A 23,920-nucleotide genomic window follows, 5' to 3' on the forward strand; every position below is an offset into this window, starting at 1 on the left:
GATTAATTTGTGATTGACTGCTTGGACTAAATAAATGACTACTTTAAAAAACCAAATCACTGAAGTTTTGAAAGCAACAATGCGTGCTAAAGAAATGGATAAGTTGACGGTTATTCGTAGTCTGCAGGCAGCAATTAAGCAAATCGAAGTCGATGAGCGCAAAGAGCTTGACGACGCTCAAGTTCTTGCGGTCATTGAAAAACAAATTAAACAACGTAAAGAATCGGTTAAAGCCTTTGAAGGCGCTGGCCGAGATGATTTAGCTAGTAAAGAGCAAGCCGAAATTGAAGTGTTATCTCAATTTCTACCAGAAGCTATGACTGAGGAAGAGCTTGATTCTATCATTGCGCAGACAATTACTGCACAAGAAGCTACTAGCATGAAAGATATGGGTAAGGTGATGAATTCTCTGCGTCCGCTCATAGCCGGGCGCGCCGATCCTGCACAAGTTTCAGCTAAAATTAAAGCAAAACTGAGCTAATTCCCAACTCCAGAATCATTCTTTAGCGTTGAACTGCCTTTAAGCAAAGACAGTTCAAATATTTCCCCTAATCTCTCATAAACATTTCCGATTATTTCAGATCACACTGAATATTATATTTTCTCAAAATCAGCATTTCTTTTGATGACATCACTTTATTAATGACGTCTTGCCTAGTCATTTGTCTAAATTGACGATCCAAAGCTTCCCTGTTCTGATCTGCCGCCTGATATAACCGATCAATATAACTGCCCACTATTGCACAGTACTGTGTTTGTTGCTGTGGCGTAAAGCTCGTCTGTTGCGCATTTAGACTGCTAAAAAAGTTTCTGCTCTCCTGCTTGTACTGCTCAGAGATTTGATCCACTGCTGCGACATATTGCTCCACGCCTGCAAAAGCCGTATTTAACCCCACATACCCCAATACCAATAAAGCCAATAATATTTTTTTCATAAATCGATTCTGTTCATTATTTAAAATTCACAAGGCATAAAGATTATCACAGGCCTCATCATTTCAGCTGCAGATTTTATTCATCGATATGCAAAAAATCAGGTTTATATTGGATATAGGCTTGCTCGGAAGGTACAGGTAAATGCCCTTGCGTTACCGTTCCCAAACGTAAACGAATAATATCCGGCACATCGACCCGATATGAATAAATCGGACTACCGCATTCCTGACAAAAAACCCGGGCTTTATTCGGAGTATGGAAATATTCTTTTAAAAATTTAATACCGTGGGTAATCTCAAATTCTGATTTCTGTAATGGACTATTCCAGCCAAAGATGGAACCTTGAGCCATTTGACAATCCTTGCAGTAACAGATGATGGTTTTTTCAATTTCACCCTCATAACGATACTTTACTCTTCCACACAAGCATTGACCTTCTAGCATGCGTCACTCCTTATTTTTATTATCATTGCAGCATAATCATATCCGGCTAAATTCTGAGCTGTCGCTCTTTTTGCATTTCCTGAATCCGTGCTTTTAATTTTGCCGCCAGCATCTCATTACCTTTAATCAGGCGCTGGGCATGCAATAAGGATTTAATCGCATTTTCTTCCAATCCTGACCAGTATTCCACTTCTGCCCGGTAACGCAGCACATTCACCGTTCTAAACGGTGACTGCCGGTCTATATTGGCCGCTTGCTGCATCAGGCGCCAGGCCTGAATATCGCGCGGATTTTTATTGATAAAACGCTGAATCAGACTGAATCCCTGTACAGGCTCTTTTTGACGGATATAGACTTCTGCCAGCTTAAAAGCCAAAGCCCGGTTTTCCGGCATGATCCGTGCTGCCGATTGAACAGCCTGATAGGCTTGCTCGGTTTTATTTTGTCCCAAATAAATATCGGTCTGAATTAAAACCAATAAGTTATTTGGACGCTGCTGTGCTTTCGCCTGATTCAAAACCTGCTGTGCCAGAACATAATCGCCCTGTTTTAAATAAAATGCGGACAAAGCCAGCTGGCCGGCAAAATTATTGCGATTTGCCAAAACCTGGAGTTGCTGTTCCGTCGCCTGATTTGAAATGACCCGGCTATACCATTTCAGGATTTCAAAATCTTCATCATGTAAATTTGATTTTATACGCGGAAATTGATTGGCCCTTAAACGTGCCTCACTCATCCGCTCGGTGCTGAGTGGATGGGTGAGCCAGAAATCAGGCAGAAAACTGACTTTACTGGTTGCCCGGTCCATCACTTCAAAAAAATCCGCCATACTTTGCGGATTATAGCCTGCGCTATACATATACTGCATGCCAATCCGGTCCGCTTCACGCTCCTGATTACGGCTATAATTCAGCTGTTTATCCATCATCGCTGCCTGAGAACCCAACATCACTGCAGTTCCGGCATCGCCATCCGCTTGAGAAGCAATCAGCGCACCGACCAGCAATCCCGCCAAGGTTAACAGGCCCTGCCCCTTAAAAGCTTCCTGTGAACGACTGTAATGACGTTGTGACACATGCGCCACTTCATGCGCCATCACTCCAGCGACTTCATCCATATTTCGGGCAGATATCACCATTCCCGTGTTGATGGCAAATAACCCACCCGGAACAGCAAAAGCATTGATTTGCGGATCATTGATAATCACCAGACCTATGGGCTGACCCAGCTGGGTCTGGCTTAAAATATGTGAAAATACACTCCCCAACTGATCTTCCAGCCATGGATTCTGCAAAACGGGCATTTGATGCTGTACTTCACGAAAGACTTTTTCACCAATCATTCTTTCTTTTTGCTGGTCAATCAGACCAACCCCACTGCCAATTTCAGGAACATTCAATTGCGGCGTTGAATTGAAATTTGCACTGTGCGTTAATGCCATGGCTGAAATCAAAGTGATGTTGCAAGCCCATAAAAACCGTTTCAATGTGATGTACTCAAACTGCTTTTTTTCAATTTATCCGAATATAACATTGAAAATTGGAGCAATTTGCAATGAAGTGTTATCAAATTTTAAGAAAAGGCAGGATTCACCAAATAAGGAGGTGTACGTCCTTCCAGGGCCTCAACCAGGTTACGATAAGCCAGTTCAGCCATTTTTTTACGCGTTTCCGCAGTCGCAGAACCCACATGTGGCATAGTCACCACATTTTCCAGAGCAAAAAGTTCTGATGCCTGTAAAGGTTCTTTGGCATAGACATCCAGTCCGGCAGCAAAAATTTTACCTGCTTTGAGCGTATCAATCATTGCCTGCTCATCCACCACGGAACCACGGGCAATATTGACAAAAACTGCATGTGGCTGCATTTGATCGAACTCGTGCTGCCCAATCAGAGCTTGGGATTCTGCATTTAAATCCACAGCGACCACCACAAAATCAGACTGTTTCAACAACTCATTCAAGGCACAGTAGCGGGCGTTTAAGGGCTGTGCCAGTTCCAGTTTTTCACGGCGGTTATGGTAAAGAATGTTCATGTTAAAACCATAAAAACCACGCCGTGCAATCGCAGCGCCGATATTGCCCAAACCGATGATGCCGAGCGTTTTACCAAAAATATCCTGCCCGAATTGTGCCGTCCCCACAGTGCGTTGCCAATTGCCCTGCTTGGTCCATTGATCCAGGGCAGGAACTTTACGTGCTGCGCTCATCAGCAGGCTAAAAGCTAAATCGGCCGTGGTTTCGGTTAATACATGCGGGGTATTGGATAACCAGATTTTTTGCTGGTTTAAATAGGCCAGATCATAATTGTCATAACCCACACTGACACTGGAAATAATTTTAAGCTGTTGTGCTGTCGCCAAATTATCTGCATTGAGCAAACGCCCTGCACCAATCATTGCATCGGCATCTTTCACCTGGTCACGTATCTGTTCATTCACATCACCCTGTTTCGGGTTGATGATGACCACCTGATATTGTTGTTGTAATCGCTGAAGGATATCCCGATCTAACTGGCTAAAAACCACGACTTTCTTGTTCATGTTCCATCCGTGTTGTGAGGCGATTTTTGCATAAACTGCCACAGGCGTTTTTTTAACAGGGGCTGATCCAGCATTTCCTGCAAACCCGCCAGATTGATGCTTTTTGAATGTTTAAAATAAGCACATTGTCCGAGAAAAATAATGTTTTTATCTGCACTGATTGCGTCTAAAAAGCCTTGCACATAACTTTCCGCGCCATGACCATCCTGAAAGCTCATTAAAGGAAATGGCCACTGCAATTCATAATATTCAGCCAGCACCGCATGCTGGATATTATTCCAAAGCTGCTGCTGCTCGGCGGTGATTTCGGTTGCATCAATCACAATGACACAATGCGACAAACTCAAGGCCTGCAACTGGAACGCTGCTATTTGTAGTGCTGCACGCTCTGCAATCACTTCAGCAACAAATTCAGCTTTTTCTACACTTGCTGTAACTGGAGCATTCAACGGCTCGACATGTTCAAATGCTTGATTTTGATTTTCTTGAAGCTCTAATGGCAATACAGCTGGCGTTTTTTCCAGCACAATTTCAGTCTGATATTCAGCTGCAGCCTGATCTCGCCACAGCGATGAAGATGGCATTTTTTGACATGCAACATCCCGAGGAATCCAGATATCGATCCCCAATGTTGCCAATATGTCACGCTGATGCCCGATCATCTTTTTTCATCACCAATTGAATACTGGGTATTCTAACGAGATTACTGATTTTTTGCTGTGCTTTTATTGAATCATCACCCATTTTATCGCAGCTTGTTCAGACAATCATTAAACTGTTTTTCTTCTGCATCAACTCGACAATTTCATCGGTTTCAAAACCAAAACGCCAATACAGCAGCTGCAGAACATCAAGCTCGTCCTGGGTAATAATCCGGTCATTCCACAAACATAACTCGGCAACCCCTAAAATACTTAAACGGTCACGAAGCAGCAAACCTGCAATATCATTTAATATTTCTGCCAGATCAATCGGCTCATCCGAAATTTCGGCATACATTTCCAGTTCCTGTACCGTCAATACCCGGTGGAGAATTTTTTTCCGCACATCGAGCTGATTCTGGCTATTAATCTGTTGTACATGCAACAAAGCATCAATCAGGCGTACGATCTGCGGCTTGACATCTTCCAGTGAAGTCGGGGTATGCAATGGCAGCAGATTTAATTCAAATTTCACACACTCCAGCAATAAAGCATCCAGCAGACCAATTTCCCCATCTTCCTGAATAATTCGCGCCAGTTTCATTAAAAACTGGCGTGCAATGGTCGCAGGCATCGTGCCGATATTTTTACAGGCTTCGTAAAAGATGGAGATATGCACCCGACCATCCAGATGCAGCAATGAATCGACAATGGCGCGACTGACTTCTGCCTCGGCAGGAATAAATTCACGGTATTGGCGAATCATTAAAATCGCCACCATCACCTCGCGTGAACCGGTTGCAGTCTGCAATGCCCGCTGGATCAGTTCAGGACGTTGCATGTTGTCGCGAATTTCTGGTTTTAAGGGCTTGATGGCATCATTAATCGCAAAACTGATTGGTGATAAACGCAGCAATGGCAACGGCTGTGGTGAACTCCACGGCGTATAGACTTCACTGTTCAGCTCATCAAGCGAACGAAACAGACTGAATAGTGGCTGATTACGCAATTTTTTTAAATTTTCAAGCTGCAAATCCTGCACCAGACCAGGGTTCAATTCATAAATACGCTGTTCGATGCTGGGATGAATATTCATCCAGTTTTGTGGACTTAAAGAGTTGGCAAAACACATGTGCGAAATGGATTCGGCATATTCACTGTGAATTTGCGAACCTGAATGATGGACATAAATTCTGAGTAAAGTTTGCACATTGGCATCGTTTTGAATCAGGCGCCTGGTTTTCTGGTCATTTTTAAAGGTCCGGCTACCCAGCGAAATATATTTAATCAGACGGGTAATCAACACCCCCAGGCTTCCAATCAGCCAGATTATTCCTCCCAGGGCCACGAAAGAAGTGGCAAATTTATGTGTATGTGCCTGACCATGCTTGGTAAAACCCAGTTTGGCAATTTTACTGCCCCACTGGCTTAAAGTGGTCAGACTACTGTAGAGAATTTTTAAGCGTGTGTTTTCAGCGGTTTCACCAGACAGAATTTTATTAAACTCATGACTGAGCAAACCATAAAGTTCCAATTCATCCAGATTCTGTAAAGCGCCCCAAGTCAAAATAATCACAATATCGCGCGGATAAAACCCTGCGGTCAGTGCATTCACGCCAACCTCATCGGGAAGCACATAGATTGCCGGTGCCTCAATTAAAAAAGTATCCGCCAGTTGTTCAGTAATTTTAAGGGCAATGCTTTCTTCAGGAATACTTTCGATAAGACTTAAGCGGCGAGCCCCCATCTGTTTTGCCAGTGAGTGTCCGCCTGAACGAAAGACATAAAACTCATACAATACAGAAATAGCCATTACGCTCAGCAAAAGCACAATCAGATAAGGGCTCAGTACATGCCAGAAGATGGATTGAGTCTGGTCAAAATAGAAAACGTTCAATCCGACAATAGTATTTAAAATAAATAACGAAAGCAGCACCGCAAGCAGACAAATACTTGCAGACCAAACCATATTTTTATTTTTTATGAACAAATAACCCGCACTTTTCAATGTAAATTTCCTGTATTACATTGTATTTATTCACACATCATAAATTAAAAAAGCGGGAATTTCCCGCTTTTCATGGTATGCCAGAAGAATTTATTCTTCTTTCACACCAGTCAAGTCTACTGATGCTGCATCAATATTGACATCAATATAACCATCTTGAGCCTTTTTAGCAGAGTCGTTACGCTTGCTTTCCAGTTCATCCAGATAAGCTTCATCGATACCGCCCGCTACATACACACCATCAAACACCGAACAGTCAAATTCCTGTAATGCCGGTACCTTGTTAGTACGAACTGCACCTTTTAGATCTTCCAGATCCTGGAAAATCAAACGGTCTGCACCAATAATTTCACGGATTTCCTCAACACTGCGGTTCGATGCAATCAGTTCCGCTTTTGCTGGCATATCAATACCGTACACGTTTGGATATTTCACCATCGGTGCAGCCGAAGCAAAGAATACTTTTTTCGCACCCGAATCGCGAGCCATTTGAATGATTTCGTTACAGGTGGTACCACGTACAATCGAGTCATCTACCAGTAAAACGTTTTTGCCTTTGAACTCCAGTTCAACCGGGTTGAGCTTTTGACGTACTGATTTCTCGCGTTGTTTCTGGCCAGGCATAATGAAGGTACGCCCGATATAACGGTTTTTCACAAAGCCTTCACGGAATTTAACACCCAAAGTATTTGCAAGCTCTAAAGCTGAAGTACGTGAAGTATCTGGAATTGGAATCACCACGTCGATGTCGTGCTCATCTCCCCATTCACGGATGATTTTGCTGGCAAGCTTTTCACCCATTTTTAAACGTGCTTTATACACTGAAATGCCGTCAATAATGGCATCTGGACGTGCAAAATACACATATTCAAAGATACAAGGACGATATTCAGGATTAACCGCACATTGCTTGCTAAACAACTCACCCTTCGAGGTAATGAAAATGGCTTCGCCTGGCTCGATATCACGTTCAACCCTAAAGCCTAGAGCGGTAATCGCCACAGACTCGGAAGCAATGATATATTCAGTGCCGTTTTCAGTTTCACGCGAACCATAAATCAGTGGACGAATACCATTTGGATCACGGAAACCCACCAGACCATGTCCGGTAATCATGGCAACCACACCATAAGCACCTTTGCAGCGCTCGTGTACACGTGACACCGCATTAAAGATATCTTCCGGTGTTGGATTCAATTTGCCACTTTTCTGCATTTCATGGGCAAAAACGTTCAACAATACTTCAGAATCCGAATCGGTATTCATATGACGAAGATCTGTTTTAAACAAATCTTCATGAATTTCTTCAGCATTGGTCAAGTTACCGTTATGCGCCAAGGTAATCCCGTAAGGCGAGTTCACGTAAAATGGCTGTGCCTCTGCACTGCTTGAAGAACCCGCTGTCGGATAACGCACATGACCAATACCGTAATTGCCTAGCAGTGCACGCATGTGACGCGTATGGAAGACATCTCGTACCATACCGTTGTCTTTACGCAGGAATAGCCGCCCGTTATGACAGGTTACTATTCCGGCTGCATCCTGACCACGATGCTGTAACATCGTCAATGCATCAAACAACATTTGGTTAACGGGTGACTTACCAGCTATACCAACTACTCCACACATAGCAACCTCGCAAACAAGCTAGGATTAATAAAAAGGATTATTTGTTGATTCGCCTGTACGCACTGCATGTTTCTGCGTTTTTTCAGACGATGTGTCGGAAGATGACGCTGCATCTTCAGACTTGATATGAGAAAGTGCCCCTTGCGCTGCTTCTTTAGAAAGTTCGGTCGCCCAGGGTGCATACGGAATAAGGAGTTGTACAAATTTAGACTGTTTCCAGTGCGGAGAACTTTCCACCCAGGGGCCCAGGCCCTGCATGGTGATGAGTACAATCAATAAACCTTTTAAAGAGCCAAAAGCGCCACCCGCCAAACGGTTTAACGGGCCGAGTTTCAGGCTTTTTAATATCTTGTTGAGTAAGGCAGTAATAATCCAGGTTAAAACCACCATCAGCAATACAATAAATGCAAAAGCTGCTATTTTTTGTACTACCGGATCTCCACTGAGTGAGACCATCGAAGGTGCCAGGATGGTTGCGTATTTTGCACCGACTATGAGTGCAAAAACCCATCCTACCAAGTTCGCAAAGGCTGAAACCAATCCTTGTCGCAAACCGTTGAGCCCTCCAATGAGCAAAATAATCAGTATGAAGATATCCAGCGTATTCATGGCGTGTTTAAAGCATCAATACAGTCTTTAATCAGGGCTGGACCTGTATATATGAGGCCACTATAAATTTGTACAAGGCTGGCACCTGCCTGCTGTTTCGCAACGGCCTGTTCGCCAGACAAAATCCCGCCTACCCCGATCAATGGAATCTGACCTTGTAATACTTTAGCAAAAGCGGCAAGACAAGCGGTACTTTTTTCAAATACAGGAGCGCCAGACAAGCCACCCGCTTCATTGCCATATTTCAGGTTTTCCACCCCTTCACGAGACAAGGTGGTATTGGTCACAATCAAACCATCAATTTTAAACTGGATTAACTGTTTGGCAATGAACTGAATATCTTCATTGGTCAGATCCGGCGCAACTTTCAGCACCAGAGGCACATAATGCTGATGCTCTTCCGCCAGTTCAAGCTGACGCTTTTTCAAGGTTTGCAGCAACTCGGTCAAGGCATCGCCGCTTTGCAGGCTGCGCAAATTTTTGGTATTCGGCGATGAAATATTAACCGTGATATAGGAAGCGTAGTTATATACTTTTTCCAGGCAAATCAGATAATCATCAACGGCATTCTCAACGGGAGTATCGGCATTTTTACCAATATTAATACCCAAAATGCCCTTGAATTTTGCTGCCTTGACATTTTCAATCAGCTTGTCTACCCCGTCATTATTAAAGCCCATACGGTTAATAATGGCCTTGGCTTCAGGCAAGCGGAATAAACGGGGATGCGGATTGCCCGATTGGGGACGTGGTGTAATGGTTCCAATTTCAATAAAACCAAATCCCAGTCCAGCCAGGGCATCAATATAAGCGCCATTTTTGTCTAAACCGGCCGCCAAACCTACCGGATTGGGAAATTCAATTCCCATACAGGTCACAGGTTTAGACGCTACGTTTTGACGCATCATGCCCATGCGATGAGCTGATTTCAATAACGATAGTGTGAGCTCATGTGCACGCTCCGGTGCTAAAGAAAACAACAAAGGGCGGGCAAGAGAATACAACATATCTATAAAAGTCTACTGCTTTTTAAGTCGCCATATTATAGGCATAGCCCGGAGAAAACACCATGCTTAGCAGATCTTTATTTTTACCCTTTATTGCACTGTCGCTGTTAATTTAATCTGTCCCGCCTCGGAAATTAATTCTATTTTCTCAAGACTTAGACCCATCTGCGCCAATTGGGTTAAAAAATTTGCCAAAATGGCATAATTTTCATGTGCCGCGACAATCTGGATTTGCTCGCCTGTTTGTTGGGATGCCACAGACAATCCCTGCTGCTGGGCAACGCGCTGGACTTTATCTGCCGCACTTAACTGCACATCATCTGCAGCTTTCATGGTCACTGCATTGCTTTGCATCCACACGATCATGTCTTTAAAGTCATTGACCCGATTCTGCTGTTTATTCGCAGCGGCATGCATATACCAAAGGGCTGAACCAATAGCCGCAACCAGCACAAAAATCGTGGTAAAGATCACCAGATAACGTTCACGTTGCGACAGCTGATCCAGATAATCCGTGACTCGCTCAATGAATTGGTCAATCGAGTTTTGCAGTTTTTCTGATGTATTCATTATTGTATTTTCACCAATCCAATTGCACCTGCACCATTGGGCTGAATATTGCCTAATTCTGCCTTAAAGCCTTGCTGATTGAGCTGCTGGGTCAAGTTTTGCAAAGCAGTCGCAGAGTTGGCTTTCAATTCCATATTTAAAATAGAAGCATCATAATTGATCCGATTAGCCACAATCTGATTTTGCATCAGTACCGGACCAATCCGGCTCAGTAACTGTAAAGCTTGAGTGTTGGCACTTTTATTCAAGCGTACATGACTTTCAAACTGGCTTTTTAAATTCTGCTCGGTCACACGGCTGCTCTGACCAAACCAGTACTTATACTGATCAATGGCTTGTAATGCAGTCTGATCCGCCACCTTTTTATATTTATACCAGCGTGTTGCGTCATAGCCAAACTGGACCACAACAGCAGCAACCAAGACCGCAGCACAGGCTTTCCAATAGCCCGATATACCCTGACTGTTTTTAGCTTTAGGCAAAATATTAAAAGGATGATGTTGCGCTTTTTTTAATACCGGCACTTCATAATGAAAAGATTCAATCCGTTCATGCGTCACCATGGCTTCAAGGCTTTGCATTTGTTCAGCAGTAAAATTGCTGATTTTATAAGATTGCCCCGGAGTCTGATAATCTAAAAAAAGTGCCAGATCATCTACCGAATTGCCCATAAATTCGCTTTCACGGACCAGCAAGCGTCCTGACAGATTCGCAATGATGGTTTGCCCCACCTCTGGAACCGGTAAAATAAGAAAATCCGGTAATAAGGAAACAACTTTGACCGGGATTAAGTTCAAGGCATGCTGTAAGGTTTCAACAGTGCTATTGGCTACACCTAAAATGATCAATTGATCTGGATGTTGAAAATGATGCAATATTTTCATTGAATCGATGGGCAAAACCACAAATTCTTCTAATAAATATTTGACCCCATCCGCACCCAATTTCTTGTATTGGGGCCTGGATAGACTTTGTTGCAGCATTTGTACATCGCGACTGGGAAAAAATACAATCGCTTCCTGTCCATGATAGCCTTGAATATCTTGAATTAATTGTTCAAGACTAGAGGCCTGAGACCAGCTCTCTCCAGTCGACCATTGCCAAACCCCATTGGCTTCAGGCATCCATAAATACAACATTAATGTTTTTCTGCCGTTTTAATTAATATTTTATGCGTTTGGAATAAAACTTTTTAACTGTGTTGATAAACCAGTTGCAATCACTGCCTGTTCATATATCCGCGCTTCAGCCAGAGCATACGGATGAAAAGGTTCTGCTGTCAACAATGCTGCAATATGCGCCACCACATTCATATGGCACACAACCACAATAGACTCATAAGGAAGCTGTGACAGCCAGTCCACTGCCAATTTTGCATCATCATCCGGCTTAATCTTATTGCATACCAGCACGGGTACATCACGAAAATAATGTTGCAAATGTGCCAGGGTTTCCTGCGCACGCAATAAAGGACTCACCACAAAGGCATCAGGCCGGATGATATCCTTTAAATATTCTGCGGTAAGTTGGGCCTGCGTATGTCCACGCTCGGTCAAAGGACGCTTGTCATCATTGCCATGCACCGCAGGAGCGGCTTCACCATGACGGACTAAGGTAAGTTGCATAAAAATTCCTTATTTTCAAATATGCAGCAATTATAACCAAGCTTTATGAACGCAATAAGATGATTTAAAAATTACACTTCATTATGAGGTAAAACAAACTCCACATCACTACGGTGGCCATTTTTCATGAGTGAAAGTGCAATGCTTAAAGGTGGCGCACCTTCAAAAATCACATCATATAAAGCACTGGTAATTGGCATATACACACCCAATTCTTCCGAACGGCTGCGCACCTGCACAATGGTATTGATCCCTTCCGCAGTTTGACCCAATTCTTGAGTGGCCTGTTCCAGGGTCTTACCTGAACCCAAGGCAAAACCCACCTGATAGTTACGGCTGAGCGGACTATTACAGGTAGCAAACAAGTCACCTACACCAGACAATCCCAGGAATGTCAGCGGGTTTGCACCCAGTTTCACTGCAAAACGGCTCATTTCTGCCAGTGCACGGGTCAGAATCATGCTCTTGGTGTTTTCACCCACCTTATAAGCAGCAGCCATGCCCATGGCAACCGCATAGATATTTTTTAAAGCTCCACCCAGTTCCACACCATGCACATCATCGCTACCAAAAACCCGGAACAATGCACTATGCAGCGCTTGCTGTACGGCATAACGTACCAGTTCAGATTGACTGGCAATCACCGTTCCTGCAGGTTGCCCGGCCATAATTTCCTTGGCCAGATTCGGCCCGGAAAGCACACCATAGGGAACCTGAGGCAATTCTTCACGAATAATATCGCTCATGAAATGGAAAGTTTTCGCCTCAATGCCTTTGGTTAGAGAAATGACGGCCTGCGAGCTGATAAAAGGCTTGATTTGTTTCAGTACATCTCGAAAAGAATGGCTAGGAATAGCCACCAGAATAATGTCACGATTACAGACAGCCGTTTCTAAATCCGATACCGCCTTTAAACCCGGCTCCAAAACAAAATCGGGTAAATAGCGTTTATTGATATGGGTCTGATTAATTTCTGCTGCTGCTGCCTCATCACGAATCCAGATCATGGTGTCACAACCATTGCGTACAGCAGTATTGGCCATTGCCGTACCGAAACTGCCACCACCCAACACGGTTACACGCAAGGCCGTTTTTTGATCAATTGCAACCGGTTCAACAAGATCTGAAAATTTCAACTCTGACATTATTTTTATATCTCAACTTATGATTCAATACAGTTACTTATTCCAATAACTGACATAGTTTTGTGTATCCACTGCTGTACGCGCTGGAATCGCTTTCGCTGCGGTTCCAATATAAATAATTCCAGAAATTAAATCATCTTCTGACAGCCCCAAGATTCGTTTAAACAATGGCGACTCAACCACTGCCCCGCTACGCCACATGGTTGAAAAGCCCTGCACTTGCAAAGACAACAAGAAGTTTTCAATTGCTGCGCCTGAACTTAAGGTCTGTTCAAAATTAGGCACTTTCGGATGGGGCTGAAATTGGGTTAAGGCCAAAACCAGTAATGGTGCACGAAATGGATGATTTTTTACCCGATCCAATTGAACAGGATCAGTTTCACCTAAATCCGCCAAAGCTCTGGAAAGCAACTCCCCAAAAGCTTCACGCTGATCACTCGGAATAACAACAAAACGGGTGGGCTTTAACCGATGATGGTCCGGCGCAGTCAAAGCCGCCTGAAAGGCTTTCTCCAGTTGCTCTGCATTCGGAGCAGGCTCAACCAAATGCCCAATCGACTGACGCTGATGAATATTCTGATGAACCGTATCTACCGCTGAATCCGTCATTGACTTTGATATCTGTTTACTAAAATATTTCACCAAGATTAGCATAATCTTGTTCCGTTACTCTAGAGCGTTAAGTGAATGTCTACTCCACAATGGCCGACTGAACTAAGCTTCAGTCACAGAGAGTTCATATAAAGCTGCATATTTCATACAAGCCCTTCAAAAATCATTCAAAAAATCATGTTCAAATAGCTTAAATTCTCTTTAAAACAATCCAGGGGGAAAAAGATGAAACACGTCTTTGCACTCGCTTCAACAGTTGCCGTTGCTCTCGCCTTAACTGCCTGTGCATCCAATCCGACCACATCTTTAGCGATTCAAAAAGAAAATAATCAATATGAAGTGACGGGAATTGGTAAAAGCAGTTTAATTTCTAAAAATAACGCGATTACTGCAGCAAATAATGCCTGTGGTAAAAAAGCCACCCCTGTCATCGTGAATGAAAAAACTGAATACAACGGTGCCTTAAAAGGGGTAGTCGATGAGCAAACCGGACAAATGATTCAGGCTGCAACCACGGTCCTTGGTACCTTGGCTGGCAAAAGTGGCAGTCTGGCACGCGATGAAGACTATCAAACCGTACTGACCTTCACTTGTCGAGCCAACTAGCATCTAAATAGTGGCCTGTTTCATCTTTCATTGAATAAAGCTGTCTAAAGCCCAAACAAAAAAGCCGCTTATTGAAGCGGCTTTTTGTTTTATCTATTCTTAATGCTGAAATAAATTTCTTAAAACTAGCAATAGCCTTCCAGACGGGTCAAAGGTAATTTCTGGCCAATGGCTTTTTCAATTTCCGGAAGATAGAACGCATCATCTTCAGACAGGAAACTGATACTTACCCCACGCGTTCCCGCACGACCGGTACGACCTATACGATGAACATAGTCATCTGACTGTTCAGGCAAGGTAAAGTTGATCACATGTGAAACGCCGTCCACATGAATACCACGACCTGCAACATCGGTTGCGATCATAATATTATGCTGACCGTTCTTAAACTGATCCAGCATTTTCAGGCGCTTGTCCTGTGCAATTTCACCTGAAAGCATCACCACCTTATAACCGTCTTTTTTCAGGTGATCATAAAGCTTGCGTACCTGGTCACGACGGTTGGCAAAAATCATGACTTTTTCAATCGGCTCATCCCGCAGGATTTCTTGCAACAACTTATATTTATCTGTTTTGGCAACCATATACACGCGCTGTTCTACATCGGCATTGGTTTTCTTTTCCGGCTCAATTTCCACAGTCACCGGTTCGAACAACCACTGTTGCGCCAGATTCAACACATCATAGCTAAAGGTGGCAGAGAACATTAAGGTTTGACGTTGTTCTTTACGTGGAGAAAAACGCACAATACGTTTTACCGATGGAATGAAGCCCATATCCAGCAAACGGTCTGCTTCATCAATCACCAAAAATTCAATCTGGTCCAGCCAGACTTCTTTTTGTTCTACAAAGTCGATTAAACGACCTGGTGTCGCCACAATAATATCGACAAAATTTTTATCCAGCTGGGCTTTCTGCTTATCAAAATCTACCCCACCCAGCAAAGTCACCAGATGCAGGTCGGTAAATTTGGTCAGCTCTTTGGCATCACTTTCAATCTGTAAAGCCAGCTCACGTGTAGGTGCAAGAATCAGCGCACGCGGCTCGCCACGAAAGCGTTGTTCTTTAATCGGATTATTCAGCAAATCATTAATGACACTGACCAGGAAAGCCGCTGTTTTTCCTGTACCGGTTTGTGCACGGCCAATGGCATCATGTCCAGCCAAAGTGAATTTTAAAACCTTTTCCTGAATAGGTGTCATTTCTTTGAAACCTAAAGCATCAATCGCCTGTTTCAGTTTCGGATGTAAATTTAAGGTTTCAAAACCAGATGACATATAAAGGTGCTCTAACTTAATGATCAGGAAAAATAGGAATCTATTATAAACAAAAACGCCCCAAATTACATTGGGGCGTTCTCATGAATAATCAGGCGATTAGTCTAAAGGTTGTACTTCTTCCGCTTGGAAGCCTTTTTGACCTTTAACTACGCTGAATTCAACACGTTGACCATCACGAAGTGAACGGTGGCCGTCACCTTGGATAGCGCGGAAATGAACGAATACGTCGTCGCCGCCGTTACGTTGAATAAAGCCGAAGCCTTTAGTGTCGTTGAACCATTTAACTACGCCTTGTTCACGAGCTGTCATAAGTTAATCCTCATTGTATTTAATTAAAGGACCACCCGGTGTTGCAAACAGCAGAGTAAACAAGGTTTAAAAATAATTATTATTTCTAAGCTTGTAATCATTCTGTATTACTATTAACAAAATCCCGGTTACATCCATTGCAATATTCATTTTAAGGCAGCTGAAATAGCGTCATTAATTTTGAATACGCAACGAGCTTAACACGGGTTTATGACAATTCATACTGTTTTTTTTGATTAATCTTCTTTTTGATTCCGCTTCTTTTTTACTAATTATTTCCTTATTTTAGATAAGTACTTTTATGTTTAAGTTATATAATTTTATTGGGCTTTGGCACCAAATTTGCTAAGATTTAACTAAATTGAATTAGATATTGAATGTGATGAATGATCTGGCCAATTCAGCAGTAATCATTGATGCGATGGGCAAGCCTTGCCCCATGCCCTTATTGATGCTTAAACGAGCGATCAAGAATAAATCAGGCGGCATTTTTTTACTCAAATCTTCAGATCCGCATAGTCAGCAAGATGTAACGCGTTATTGTTCCATGCATCAAATGAACTGCAATATGACCAAAATTTCTGATTTTGAGTATCACTACTTAATTGAATCTTAATTATTTTCAATTAAACTAGAACATTTCAAATGTGCATAAAAAATTACATTTCTCTACCCAAATTTCCTAATTTCAGGGAAATATTGGATTAAGATAAATTTATTAAGATGGTTATGTCATCCAACTCTCAAGGAGAACACATGAGTGACAGCAGCAATCAATTGATGCCCCTGTCATTATCGGCACCAGGGGTAAATCTCGGTGCTTATATTAGTACTGTCAATCAGATTCCTATTTTAACGGCTGAACAAGAAAAAGAGTTGGCCGAACGCTACTTTTACGACCAAGATTTAGATGCTGCGAAAATGCTCGTGATGTCTCATTTACGTTTTGTGGTGCATATTGCCCGCAGTTATGCCGGTTATGGTTTGCCGCAAGGCGACCTGATTCAGGAAGGCAACCTCGGCTTAATGAAAGCCGTGAAACGTTTCGACCCCAATATGGGCGTGCGTTTGGTATCATTTGCCGTACACTGGATTAAAGCTGAAATTCATGAATACGTGATTCGTAACTGGCGTATTGTTAAAATTGCCACCACGAAAGCCCAACGTAAATTATTCTTTAATTTACGCAGCTTAAAAAAGTCCAGTAAAAAACTTACCCTGGACGAAGCACAATCCATTGCCAATGACTTGAATGTCACGCCTGAACAGGTGCTGGAAATGGAAGGCCGCCTGACTGCCTATGATGCTGCTTTTGAAGCACAAGGTGATGATGACGATGAAGGTTCAACTCACGTCGCTCCAGCCTTGTATCTAGAAGACAACCGCTACGATCCGGCACGTTTGGCTGAAGAAGAAGACTACGAAGAACAAAGTACTTCTGCCCTGCATGATGCGATGGATCAACTGGATGACCGTTCACGCAATATTTTACAGCGTCGCTGGCTGGATGATGAAAAATCGACACTGCATGAGCTGGCTGCAGAATATAACGTGTCTGCCGAGCGTATTCGCCAGCTTGAAAAAAATGCCATGGAAAAAATTAAAGTGGCTATGTCATCCAACTAAGTGGTCGAATACATGTAGGGTATTTTGAAAAAAGGGCTGAGTGCTCTTTTTTCATCTTTAGGCTGCGGTAATGTTGCTTTTTGCCTTTCGTGCAAGTGCCAGAATATGCTAAGTTATGCGCAAATTTATTCAGGTGGTCATTGCTTATGTGGATTGCAATTTCAGCCCTCAATTTAGCTTTTGCCGTCATGCTTGGTGCTTTTGGTGCCCATGGCTTAAAAACACGTGCTACTGAAGCTCAATTGGCCTGGTGGCATACCGCAACTGATTATTTTTTCTATCATGCGCTTGGACTTTTGGCGCTTGCCATTTTAGCCAAAGTGCTTCCCCAGCTTCCCATTAAAGCCAGCTTTATCCTGATTCAGGTCGGTATTTTCTTTTTCTGTGGCTCACTGTATGTCATGGCCTTAGGCCTACCCCGCGTTTTAGGTGCCATTACTCCAATTGGCGGTGCTTTGATGATTGCTGGCTGGCTGGTTCTGGCGTGGAATGCCTTTAAATACGTGAAATAAATAAAGGGAATGAATGATGCAGATTTATTTAAATGGCGAAGCAAAAAATACCACATGCAGCAATTTATTAGAACTAATTCAAGAGCTTGAACTTGAAGGCAAACGCTTTGCTGTAGAAAAAAATGAAATGATCATTTCCAAAAGCAAACTGGCACAAACCCCGATTTGCGCTGAAGATCATATTGAAATTATTCATGCCGTCGGTGGCGGCTAATTCGGAGCTCCCATGGAAGACACCCCGCTTATAATTGGTTCTCGTACTTTTAATTCACGTTTGTTGGTCGGTACAGGTAAATATAAAGACTTAACTGAAACCGACTTGGCTATTCAGGCCAGCGGCGCAGAGATCGTCACGGTTGCCATCCGTCGGGTCAATATCGGCCAGCATCCTGATCAGCCGAATCTGCTTTCTGTAGTGCCACCAGAAAAATACACCATTCTGCCCAATACAGCCGGCTGCTTTGACGCCAACAGTGCTGTGCGTACCTGTATGCTGGCACGTGAACTGCTGGATGGGCACAACCTGGTGAAACTGGAAGTACTGGGCGATGAAAAAACACTTTATCCGAATGTCACTGAAACCTTAAAAGCAGCTCGCACCTTAATTGATGATGGTTTTGAGATTATGGTGTATACCTCGGATGACCCGATTATTGCACAAGAATTAGAAAGCATGGGCTGTGTGGCAATTATGCCTTTAGGTAGCCTGATTGGTTCAGGACTTGGCATTTTAAATCCGCATACCATTTCCATTATTAAGGAAAATGCCAAAGTTCCGGTACTGGTGGATGCCGGTGTCGGTACTGCCAGTGATGCAGCCATCGCAATGGAACTGGGCTGTGACGGTGTACTGATGAATACCGCAATTGCCGCTGCGCAAAACCCGATTTTAATGGCATCTGCAATGAAAAAAGCGGTTGAAGCAGGTCGTGAAGCCTTCCTTGCAGGCCGTATGCCACGTAAACGCATGGCCAATGCCAGCTCGCCTGAAACCGGTTATTTCTTTAAATAAAATTAAAGATCTTAAAAAGGACTCATTTGAGTCCTTTTTTTATATTCTAAGATTTCAAAATGTACCTAAGCACTTAAACCCTTTTGCATAATCCGGATTTTTACATCCAGCACGTCATCTTTAACTTGTTGCTGATAGGCTTGCATATGAGGTGTTTGTAAATGCGCATTTAAATGTTCAATACTTTGCCATTGTTCTAACATGGTAATTGAATCAGACACTTTAGTCTGATAATGAACATTTGAATCATGATCTACCAGTAATTCATAACCGTGACAGCCCTCTTCCTGTAAAACAACAGGTGTTATATTCCTAAAGGCATTTAATACATTTTCACGATGTTGAACACCCGGGCGAATCTGAATATCTGCAATCACAATCAACATAACCTACTCCCTAAACAACCCATCAATTAAGCAAAAATATTCATCAGATGTTGACGATAGTCATGTTCATATTGAGCAACATTGGGCATCTTAATCACATCATTCACAATGAAAGTTTCTAAACTTTGCATACCCAAAAATTGATTGGCTTTATGAAAGGGCAGATAAACCCCGTCGACCCCGACACCCTGAAAAAATTGCTCAGGATCATTAAACGCTTCGATAGGTGCATTCCAGGTTAAGGACAACATATACTTTTTATCGTGAATGAGACCACCCGAACCATATTTTTTCGATGCGTCCGAACGCGATCGGCCATCACTGGCATATAAAGTGCCATGCCCTTCGGTAAAAATATCATCCATATATTTTTTTACTGTCCACGGCGCACCCATCCACCATCCAGGCATTTGATAAATAATGACATCTGCCCATACATATTTTTGAATCTCTTCCTGAATTTCATAGTCACTATCTGCACGGGAAATTTTAACGCGATGCCCCAGCTCGCCAAGCACAGTATTTGCCAACTCAGTCAAGGTGTCATTTAACTCGCCATTTGAGTGTGCAAACTGTTTGGCCCCATTCACGATCAGGATATTACTCATTTATTCGCCTTGAATCATATATTTTCATGAGGCCAATATACTTAAATACCTTATTGATAAAAATTCATGTATTTGCAAAATACTATTGATAAAAAATCAATAATAAAATTATTGATCAAGCAACTTCCAATCAATTTTTAAACCTAAAAAAAGCACCCTCAGGTCACTGCTGTCCCACAATTTTTACAAGAGGAAGCTCACATGAGCTTCCTCTTGTTTGATGGGGATTTTATCGGGTGAGAATAAAGCTTTTAAAGTTTTTCTTTCAAATAAATTCACTTGAATTATTCTGAGTAAGCGTTGAACTGTCCAACCCGCTTCCCCTAAATGTTGAGCGAAACTCACCAGTAAATAGGCGATCATCGCAATCCAGATTTGCGTCTGAATCGCGTTCCTGCTTCGGCCTAAAAAGGCTTTTAATTTCAGATTCTGTTTAATCGCTTTAAAGAACAATTCTACTTTCCAGCGGTCTTTGTAAATCGCTGCAATGGTAGAGGCGGCTAAATGAAAGTTATTGCTGAGAAAGCTGAAGTGCTTGCCACTTTGACGGTCTCTATATTCAATTCTTCTGAGTACTGGTGCTTTTCTTTTTAGGGCATGTGCGCTATTCAGCTGAATGGTTTCATCTTTTAGAATGCCTTTGGACTCAAGCACGGAATGTTGCTGGATCACCTGATACACAGCCTTGGGCCTCAGACGTGTGACAAATCCAACGTTTTGAGCAGTAAGACTTGCATACCATTGGTAATCGACATAGCCTTTATCAAAGACCACAATGCTGCCAGAAGGAAACTGGAATTTTCGGCCTTGTACCATGTCATTTTCTTTGCCATTTTCAACTGCAACAAACTCAGGAATATGATTGCTGTGATTCAATCCTGTGCTGAGTTTCATACTGGCTTTTGAGTCATGAACTTTGGCCCATCCACATAAGGAAAGCGAGAGGTCAATGTGACTGGCATCAAGGGAATATAGAGGATTCTTAAAGCGAAATTTATGAGCGACTTTTGAATGTTCATAGTATTGAAGCAACTTGTAAAACAGCTTTTCATACAAGGCAGCCGGCTGCTGCTCGTTGATTCGTGCCAGCGTGCTTCGCGGAATAGATTTTGCTCCGAGATGATGAAGCTTCTCCTGTTGGCACTCCAGATTGGATTGAATATCCCGCAGGCTTTGCCGGCAGGAGAGTTGAGACATCAATATGGCAACAAACTGATCCCATCGGGAAGCCGATCTAAATTTCTGTCCAACATGATATTTTTTCACAAGGTGTTCAAAATCCTGTCGTATGACAGGTTTAATCAGCTGATGAAATACGGTATTCTGATGTGACAAAACCTGAGTCCTTGGTAGTTAAAGTGTTTGTTCGCACTTATATTTTAACTATTCGGACTCAGGTTTTTTTATTTAAAGTAAACTATGGGACAGCAGTGCCCTCAGGTGCTTTTTCAAATCAATGAAGAGAATTAAGGAATCAAGCCTTCATCTCGCATGGCAATCTGTACTGATTGACGTTCTGCCACTTTATTACGCAGGGCAATAATATTTTTATACGGCGTAAGATCATGACCAATACCATTCGACCAGTTTGTGAGTACAAACAGATAAGCATCTGCCGGACCAAAGTTATCATCTACCAGATAATCGTTATCTGATTCGCCAATTGCTTTATCGATATAAGTCAATAAACGGTCGATTTCGGCATAAGCTTTTTCTTTCGCTTCTTTTTCTAGGGGAGCCCCAAAGAAAACTGCATAAGCATCATGTAATTCTGAGTTTAAATATCCTAACCATTCCAGAACTTTGGCACGTCCTAGTCCTGATGGTGGAATCAAATCTTGTTTAGGGTCGTGCTGAGCAAGGAAAGGTAAAATGGCAACGTTTTCAGTAAGAATCAGACCCGGATTAATTTCTAAGGCAGGAACATAACCTTTAGGGTTAATCTCGTAATAATCTGTTCCTTTTTCAGTTTTATGTGTTTTTAAATCAACGCGCTCCAAGTCAAAATCAACATTAATTTCATTTAAAATAATGTGTGATGCCAAAGAACATGCACCTGGAGAATAATAAAGCTTCATACCTGATCCTTGTTATATATCTATTCACTGTTTTAAATTGCTTCTAACAAACTTTCAAGTGATCAAACCTGTAAATTGCAAAAAAGCGTAAATGTATAAAAATCACTTACTCTTTGAATATTGTATAAATCACGCATATTTTCAAGTCAAACTCGTATGCTTTTTTGACTGAACTTGTTTTACCATACGCATCTTTAAAATTTGTGAAATCAATTAGCGTGATTAACCTGAAAAAAGAACAATGGTTTTCCAATATCCGTACCGATGTATTGGCGGGTCTGGTGGTAGGTTTAGCCTTAATTCCCGAATCCATCGCTTTTTCGGCGATCGCAGGTGTTGACCCGCAAGTCGGCTTATATGCCTCTTTTTGTATAGCCGTAACGATTGCTTTTTTTGGCGGTCGCCCTGCCATGATATCTGCGGCTACGGGTGCCATGGCATTATTGATGATTACCCTGGTGAAAGATCATGGGCTGCAATACTTATTGGCTGCCACGATTTTAACCGGGATCATTCAGGTGATTGCAGCCTACTTTAAAGTGGCAAAACTGATGCGTTTTGTTTCGCAGTCCGTAGTTTATGGTTTTTTAAATGCCCTTGCCATTTTGATTTTTGCCGCACAACTGCCGGAAATGAGCAAAATGGATAGCTTAGGCTATTTATTTATGGCACTGGGTCTGGGCATCATTTATCTGTTTCCTTATTTGCCCAAAATTGGCAAAACCCTTCCCTCACCTTTAATCTGTATTGTGGTACTGAGTGGTTTAGCTATTTTACTGGGTGCCGACATGCGTACCGTCAGTGATTTGGGACAGTTTCCGGATACTTTGCCAATTTTCCTGATTCCAGGCATTCCGCTGAACTTCGAAACGCTGCAAATCATCTTCCCTTATTCCATCACTCTAGCCACGGTCGGTTTACTGGAGACCATGATGACCACCACAGTAATTAATGAGGTGACTGAAACGGAATCCGACCGTCATCAGGAATGTCGCGGCCAAGGGATTGCCAATATTGTCAGTGGCTTTATGGGCGGTATGGCAGGTTGCGCCATGATCGGCCAGTCCATCATTAATGTATCTTCAGGTGCACGTACCCGACTGTCAACTTTAGTGGCTGGCGTGTTCTTGCTTTGTCTGGTTGTTTTTTTTAAAGACTGGCTGGCTTATGTGCCCATGGCAGCATTGGTGGCGATTATGGTGATGGTAGCCTTCACCACTTTCCAATGGGACTCGGTCAAACAGTTCCGTCAGCATCCTGCTGCATTTAATGTGGTGATGATTGCTGTGGTGATTGTGGTACTGGCAACGCATAACCTGGCTTTGGGCGTGTTGACTGGTGTGCTGCTGTCTGCACTGTTCATTATCAACAAGCTGGAAAGTGAAGTGAAAGTACAATCGACCTTGCACAATCAGCAACGCCACTATGTGATTACCGGGCAAATCTTCTTTAGCAGTTCAGAAAAATTCTTCCAGTTTTTTGACTTTAAAGAAAATGTTTCCAAAGTTGTGATCGATCTGAGTCATGCCCATGTTTGGGATATTACTTCAGTGAATATGCTGAATAACGTGGTGCAGAAATTTAAAGATCAAGCTATTGAGGTTGAAGTGATAGGCTTGAACGAAGCCAGCAGCACCTTGATTGCTCAATACAATCAATCTTCATAAAAGATAAACAGCTTTCGGGTTCTTTTATTTTTAAAGCTACTTTTAGCGACCGAAAAAACCGAGAAAAGT

28 protein-coding genes are annotated in these 23,920 nt (G+C 42.6%); 8 read left to right on the forward strand and 20 right to left on the reverse strand.

Annotated features, from left to right (window positions below):
• Positions 1–34 precede the first annotated feature (34 nt).
• Complete coding sequence (locus BLP85_RS01800) at positions 35–481, forward strand: GatB/YqeY domain-containing protein (protein ID WP_092818433.1); 447 nt, start codon at positions 35–37, stop codon at positions 479–481.
• Positions 482–572: 91 nt separating this feature from the next.
• Here the strand turns inward: BLP85_RS01800 and BLP85_RS01805 are convergent, their stop codons facing one another.
• From BLP85_RS01805 to BLP85_RS01870, 14 genes are all read right to left on the reverse strand, one after another.
• Positions 573–935: a hypothetical protein gene (locus BLP85_RS01805; protein WP_092818434.1), complete on the reverse strand. Its 363-nt coding sequence runs from the start codon at positions 933–935 to the stop codon at positions 573–575.
• Positions 936–1,011: 76 nt separating this feature from the next.
• Positions 1,012–1,380: a GFA family protein gene (locus BLP85_RS01810; RefSeq protein WP_092818435.1), complete on the reverse strand. Its 369-nt coding sequence runs from the start codon at positions 1,378–1,380 to the stop codon at positions 1,012–1,014.
• Positions 1,381–1,426: 46 nt separating this feature from the next.
• Entirely contained in the window at positions 1,427–2,866 is a 1,440-nt protein-coding gene (locus tag BLP85_RS01815) for a M48 family metalloprotease (RefSeq protein WP_092818436.1), read from the reverse strand.
• 86 nt (positions 2,867–2,952) lie between these two features.
• A complete protein-coding gene (locus BLP85_RS01820; protein ID WP_092818437.1) occupies positions 2,953–3,921 on the reverse strand; it encodes a 2-hydroxyacid dehydrogenase in 969 nt (322 codons plus the stop codon).
• A complete protein-coding gene (locus BLP85_RS01825) occupies positions 3,918–4,583 on the reverse strand; it encodes a hypothetical protein (protein ID WP_092818438.1) in 666 nt (221 codons plus the stop codon). The genes BLP85_RS01820 and BLP85_RS01825 overlap by 4 nt, the downstream gene beginning before the upstream one ends.
• Positions 4,584–4,680: 97 nt before the next feature.
• Positions 4,681–6,531: a M48 family metalloprotease gene (locus BLP85_RS01830; RefSeq protein WP_092818950.1), complete on the reverse strand. Its 1,851-nt coding sequence runs from the start codon at positions 6,529–6,531 to the stop codon at positions 4,681–4,683.
• 129 nt (positions 6,532–6,660) lie between these two features.
• Positions 6,661–8,199 carry an amidophosphoribosyltransferase gene (gene purF, locus BLP85_RS01835; protein WP_092818439.1) on the reverse strand — a complete coding sequence of 513 codons (1,539 nt, stop codon included), beginning with the start codon at positions 8,197–8,199 and terminating at the stop codon, positions 6,661–6,663.
• Between the two features lie 24 nt (positions 8,200–8,223).
• Complete coding sequence (locus BLP85_RS01840; RefSeq protein ID WP_092818440.1) at positions 8,224–8,808, reverse strand: CvpA family protein; 585 nt, start codon at positions 8,806–8,808, stop codon at positions 8,224–8,226.
• Complete coding sequence (locus BLP85_RS01845) at positions 8,805–9,815, reverse strand: quinone-dependent dihydroorotate dehydrogenase (protein WP_092818441.1); 1,011 nt, start codon at positions 9,813–9,815, stop codon at positions 8,805–8,807. The genes BLP85_RS01840 and BLP85_RS01845 overlap by 4 nt, the downstream gene beginning before the upstream one ends.
• A gap of 90 nt (positions 9,816–9,905) precedes the next feature.
• A complete protein-coding gene (gene gspM / locus BLP85_RS01850; protein WP_092818442.1) occupies positions 9,906–10,385 on the reverse strand; it encodes a type II secretion system protein GspM in 480 nt (159 codons plus the stop codon).
• Positions 10,385–11,524: a type II secretion system protein GspL gene (gene gspL / locus BLP85_RS01855; RefSeq protein WP_092818443.1), complete on the reverse strand. Its 1,140-nt coding sequence runs from the start codon at positions 11,522–11,524 to the stop codon at positions 10,385–10,387. Before gspL ends, gspM begins: the two co-directional genes overlap by 1 nt.
• 30 nt (positions 11,525–11,554) lie before the next feature.
• Entirely contained in the window at positions 11,555–12,010 is a 456-nt protein-coding gene (gene sixA, locus BLP85_RS01860) for a phosphohistidine phosphatase SixA (RefSeq protein WP_092818444.1), read from the reverse strand.
• Positions 12,011–12,081: 71 nt separating this feature from the next.
• Positions 12,082–13,155 carry an NAD(P)H-dependent glycerol-3-phosphate dehydrogenase gene (locus BLP85_RS01865; protein WP_092818445.1) on the reverse strand — a complete coding sequence of 358 codons (1,074 nt, stop codon included), beginning with the start codon at positions 13,153–13,155 and terminating at the stop codon, positions 12,082–12,084.
• 33 nt (positions 13,156–13,188) lie between these two features.
• Positions 13,189–13,764, reverse strand: a complete 576-nt coding sequence (locus tag BLP85_RS01870) for a nitroreductase family protein (protein ID WP_092818446.1) — start codon at positions 13,762–13,764, stop codon at positions 13,189–13,191.
• Between the two features lie 228 nt (positions 13,765–13,992).
• Here BLP85_RS01870 and BLP85_RS01875 point away from each other — a divergent pair, with 228 nt between their 5' ends.
• Positions 13,993–14,373 carry a hypothetical protein gene (locus tag BLP85_RS01875; protein WP_092818447.1) on the forward strand — a complete coding sequence of 127 codons (381 nt, stop codon included), beginning with the start codon at positions 13,993–13,995 and terminating at the stop codon, positions 14,371–14,373.
• 125 nt (positions 14,374–14,498) lie between these two features.
• Here the strand turns inward: BLP85_RS01875 and rhlB are convergent, their stop codons facing one another.
• Positions 14,499–15,650, reverse strand: coding sequence for an ATP-dependent RNA helicase RhlB (gene rhlB / locus BLP85_RS01880; RefSeq protein ID WP_092818448.1), 1,152 nt, complete (start codon positions 15,648–15,650; stop codon positions 14,499–14,501).
• 99 nt (positions 15,651–15,749) lie between these two features.
• A complete protein-coding gene (locus BLP85_RS01885) occupies positions 15,750–15,962 on the reverse strand; it encodes a cold-shock protein (protein WP_004648643.1) in 213 nt (70 codons plus the stop codon).
• Between the two features lie 382 nt (positions 15,963–16,344).
• On the opposite strand from BLP85_RS01885, the gene BLP85_RS01890 reads away from it, so the two are divergent.
• The 5 genes from BLP85_RS01890 to BLP85_RS01910 all read left to right on the forward strand — a co-directional run bounded on the left by BLP85_RS01890 (position 16,345) and on the right by BLP85_RS01910 (position 19,112).
• Complete coding sequence (locus tag BLP85_RS01890; protein WP_092818449.1) at positions 16,345–16,578, forward strand: sulfurtransferase TusA family protein; 234 nt, start codon at positions 16,345–16,347, stop codon at positions 16,576–16,578.
• 140 nt (positions 16,579–16,718) lie between these two features.
• Entirely contained in the window at positions 16,719–17,588 is an 870-nt protein-coding gene (gene rpoH, locus BLP85_RS01895) for an RNA polymerase sigma factor RpoH (RefSeq protein ID WP_092818450.1), read from the forward strand.
• Positions 17,589–17,734: 146 nt separating this feature from the next.
• A complete protein-coding gene (locus BLP85_RS01900) occupies positions 17,735–18,100 on the forward strand; it encodes a DUF423 domain-containing protein (RefSeq protein WP_092818451.1) in 366 nt (121 codons plus the stop codon).
• A 16-nt stretch (positions 18,101–18,116) separates the two neighbouring features.
• Positions 18,117–18,314, forward strand: a complete 198-nt coding sequence (thiS, locus tag BLP85_RS01905) for a sulfur carrier protein ThiS (RefSeq protein ID WP_092818452.1) — start codon at positions 18,117–18,119, stop codon at positions 18,312–18,314.
• Positions 18,315–18,326: 12 nt separating this feature from the next.
• Positions 18,327–19,112, forward strand: coding sequence for a thiazole synthase (locus tag BLP85_RS01910; protein ID WP_086200191.1), 786 nt, complete (start codon positions 18,327–18,329; stop codon positions 19,110–19,112).
• A gap of 65 nt (positions 19,113–19,177) precedes the next feature.
• Here BLP85_RS01910 and BLP85_RS01915 read toward each other — a convergent pair whose 3' ends face one another.
• The 4 genes from BLP85_RS01915 to BLP85_RS01930 form a co-directional block, all read right to left on the reverse strand.
• The gene (locus BLP85_RS01915) at positions 19,178–19,498 is read right to left on the reverse strand and encodes a putative quinol monooxygenase (RefSeq protein ID WP_092818453.1); all 321 of its coding nucleotides are present in this window, start codon (positions 19,496–19,498) and stop codon (positions 19,178–19,180) included.
• Positions 19,499–19,524: 26 nt separating this feature from the next.
• Positions 19,525–20,106, reverse strand: a complete 582-nt coding sequence (locus BLP85_RS01920; RefSeq protein WP_092818454.1) for an NAD(P)H-dependent oxidoreductase — start codon at positions 20,104–20,106, stop codon at positions 19,525–19,527.
• A 183-nt stretch (positions 20,107–20,289) separates the two neighbouring features.
• Positions 20,290–21,441, reverse strand: coding sequence for an IS4 family transposase (locus tag BLP85_RS01925; protein ID WP_092818455.1), 1,152 nt, complete (start codon positions 21,439–21,441; stop codon positions 20,290–20,292).
• 131 nt (positions 21,442–21,572) lie between these two features.
• Positions 21,573–22,184, reverse strand: a complete 612-nt coding sequence (locus BLP85_RS01930) for a glutathione binding-like protein (RefSeq protein ID WP_092818456.1) — start codon at positions 22,182–22,184, stop codon at positions 21,573–21,575.
• Positions 22,185–22,402: 218 nt separating this feature from the next.
• Between BLP85_RS01930 and BLP85_RS01935 the strand changes: the two genes are divergently transcribed.
• Positions 22,403–23,851, forward strand: a complete 1,449-nt coding sequence (locus tag BLP85_RS01935) for a SulP family inorganic anion transporter (RefSeq protein WP_092818951.1) — start codon at positions 22,403–22,405, stop codon at positions 23,849–23,851.
• Positions 23,852–23,920 lie beyond the last annotated feature (69 nt).

Origin of the sequence: Acinetobacter kookii (assembly GCF_900096895.1) — a bacterium.
Classification (GTDB): domain Bacteria; phylum Pseudomonadota; class Gammaproteobacteria; order Pseudomonadales; family Moraxellaceae; genus Acinetobacter; species Acinetobacter kookii.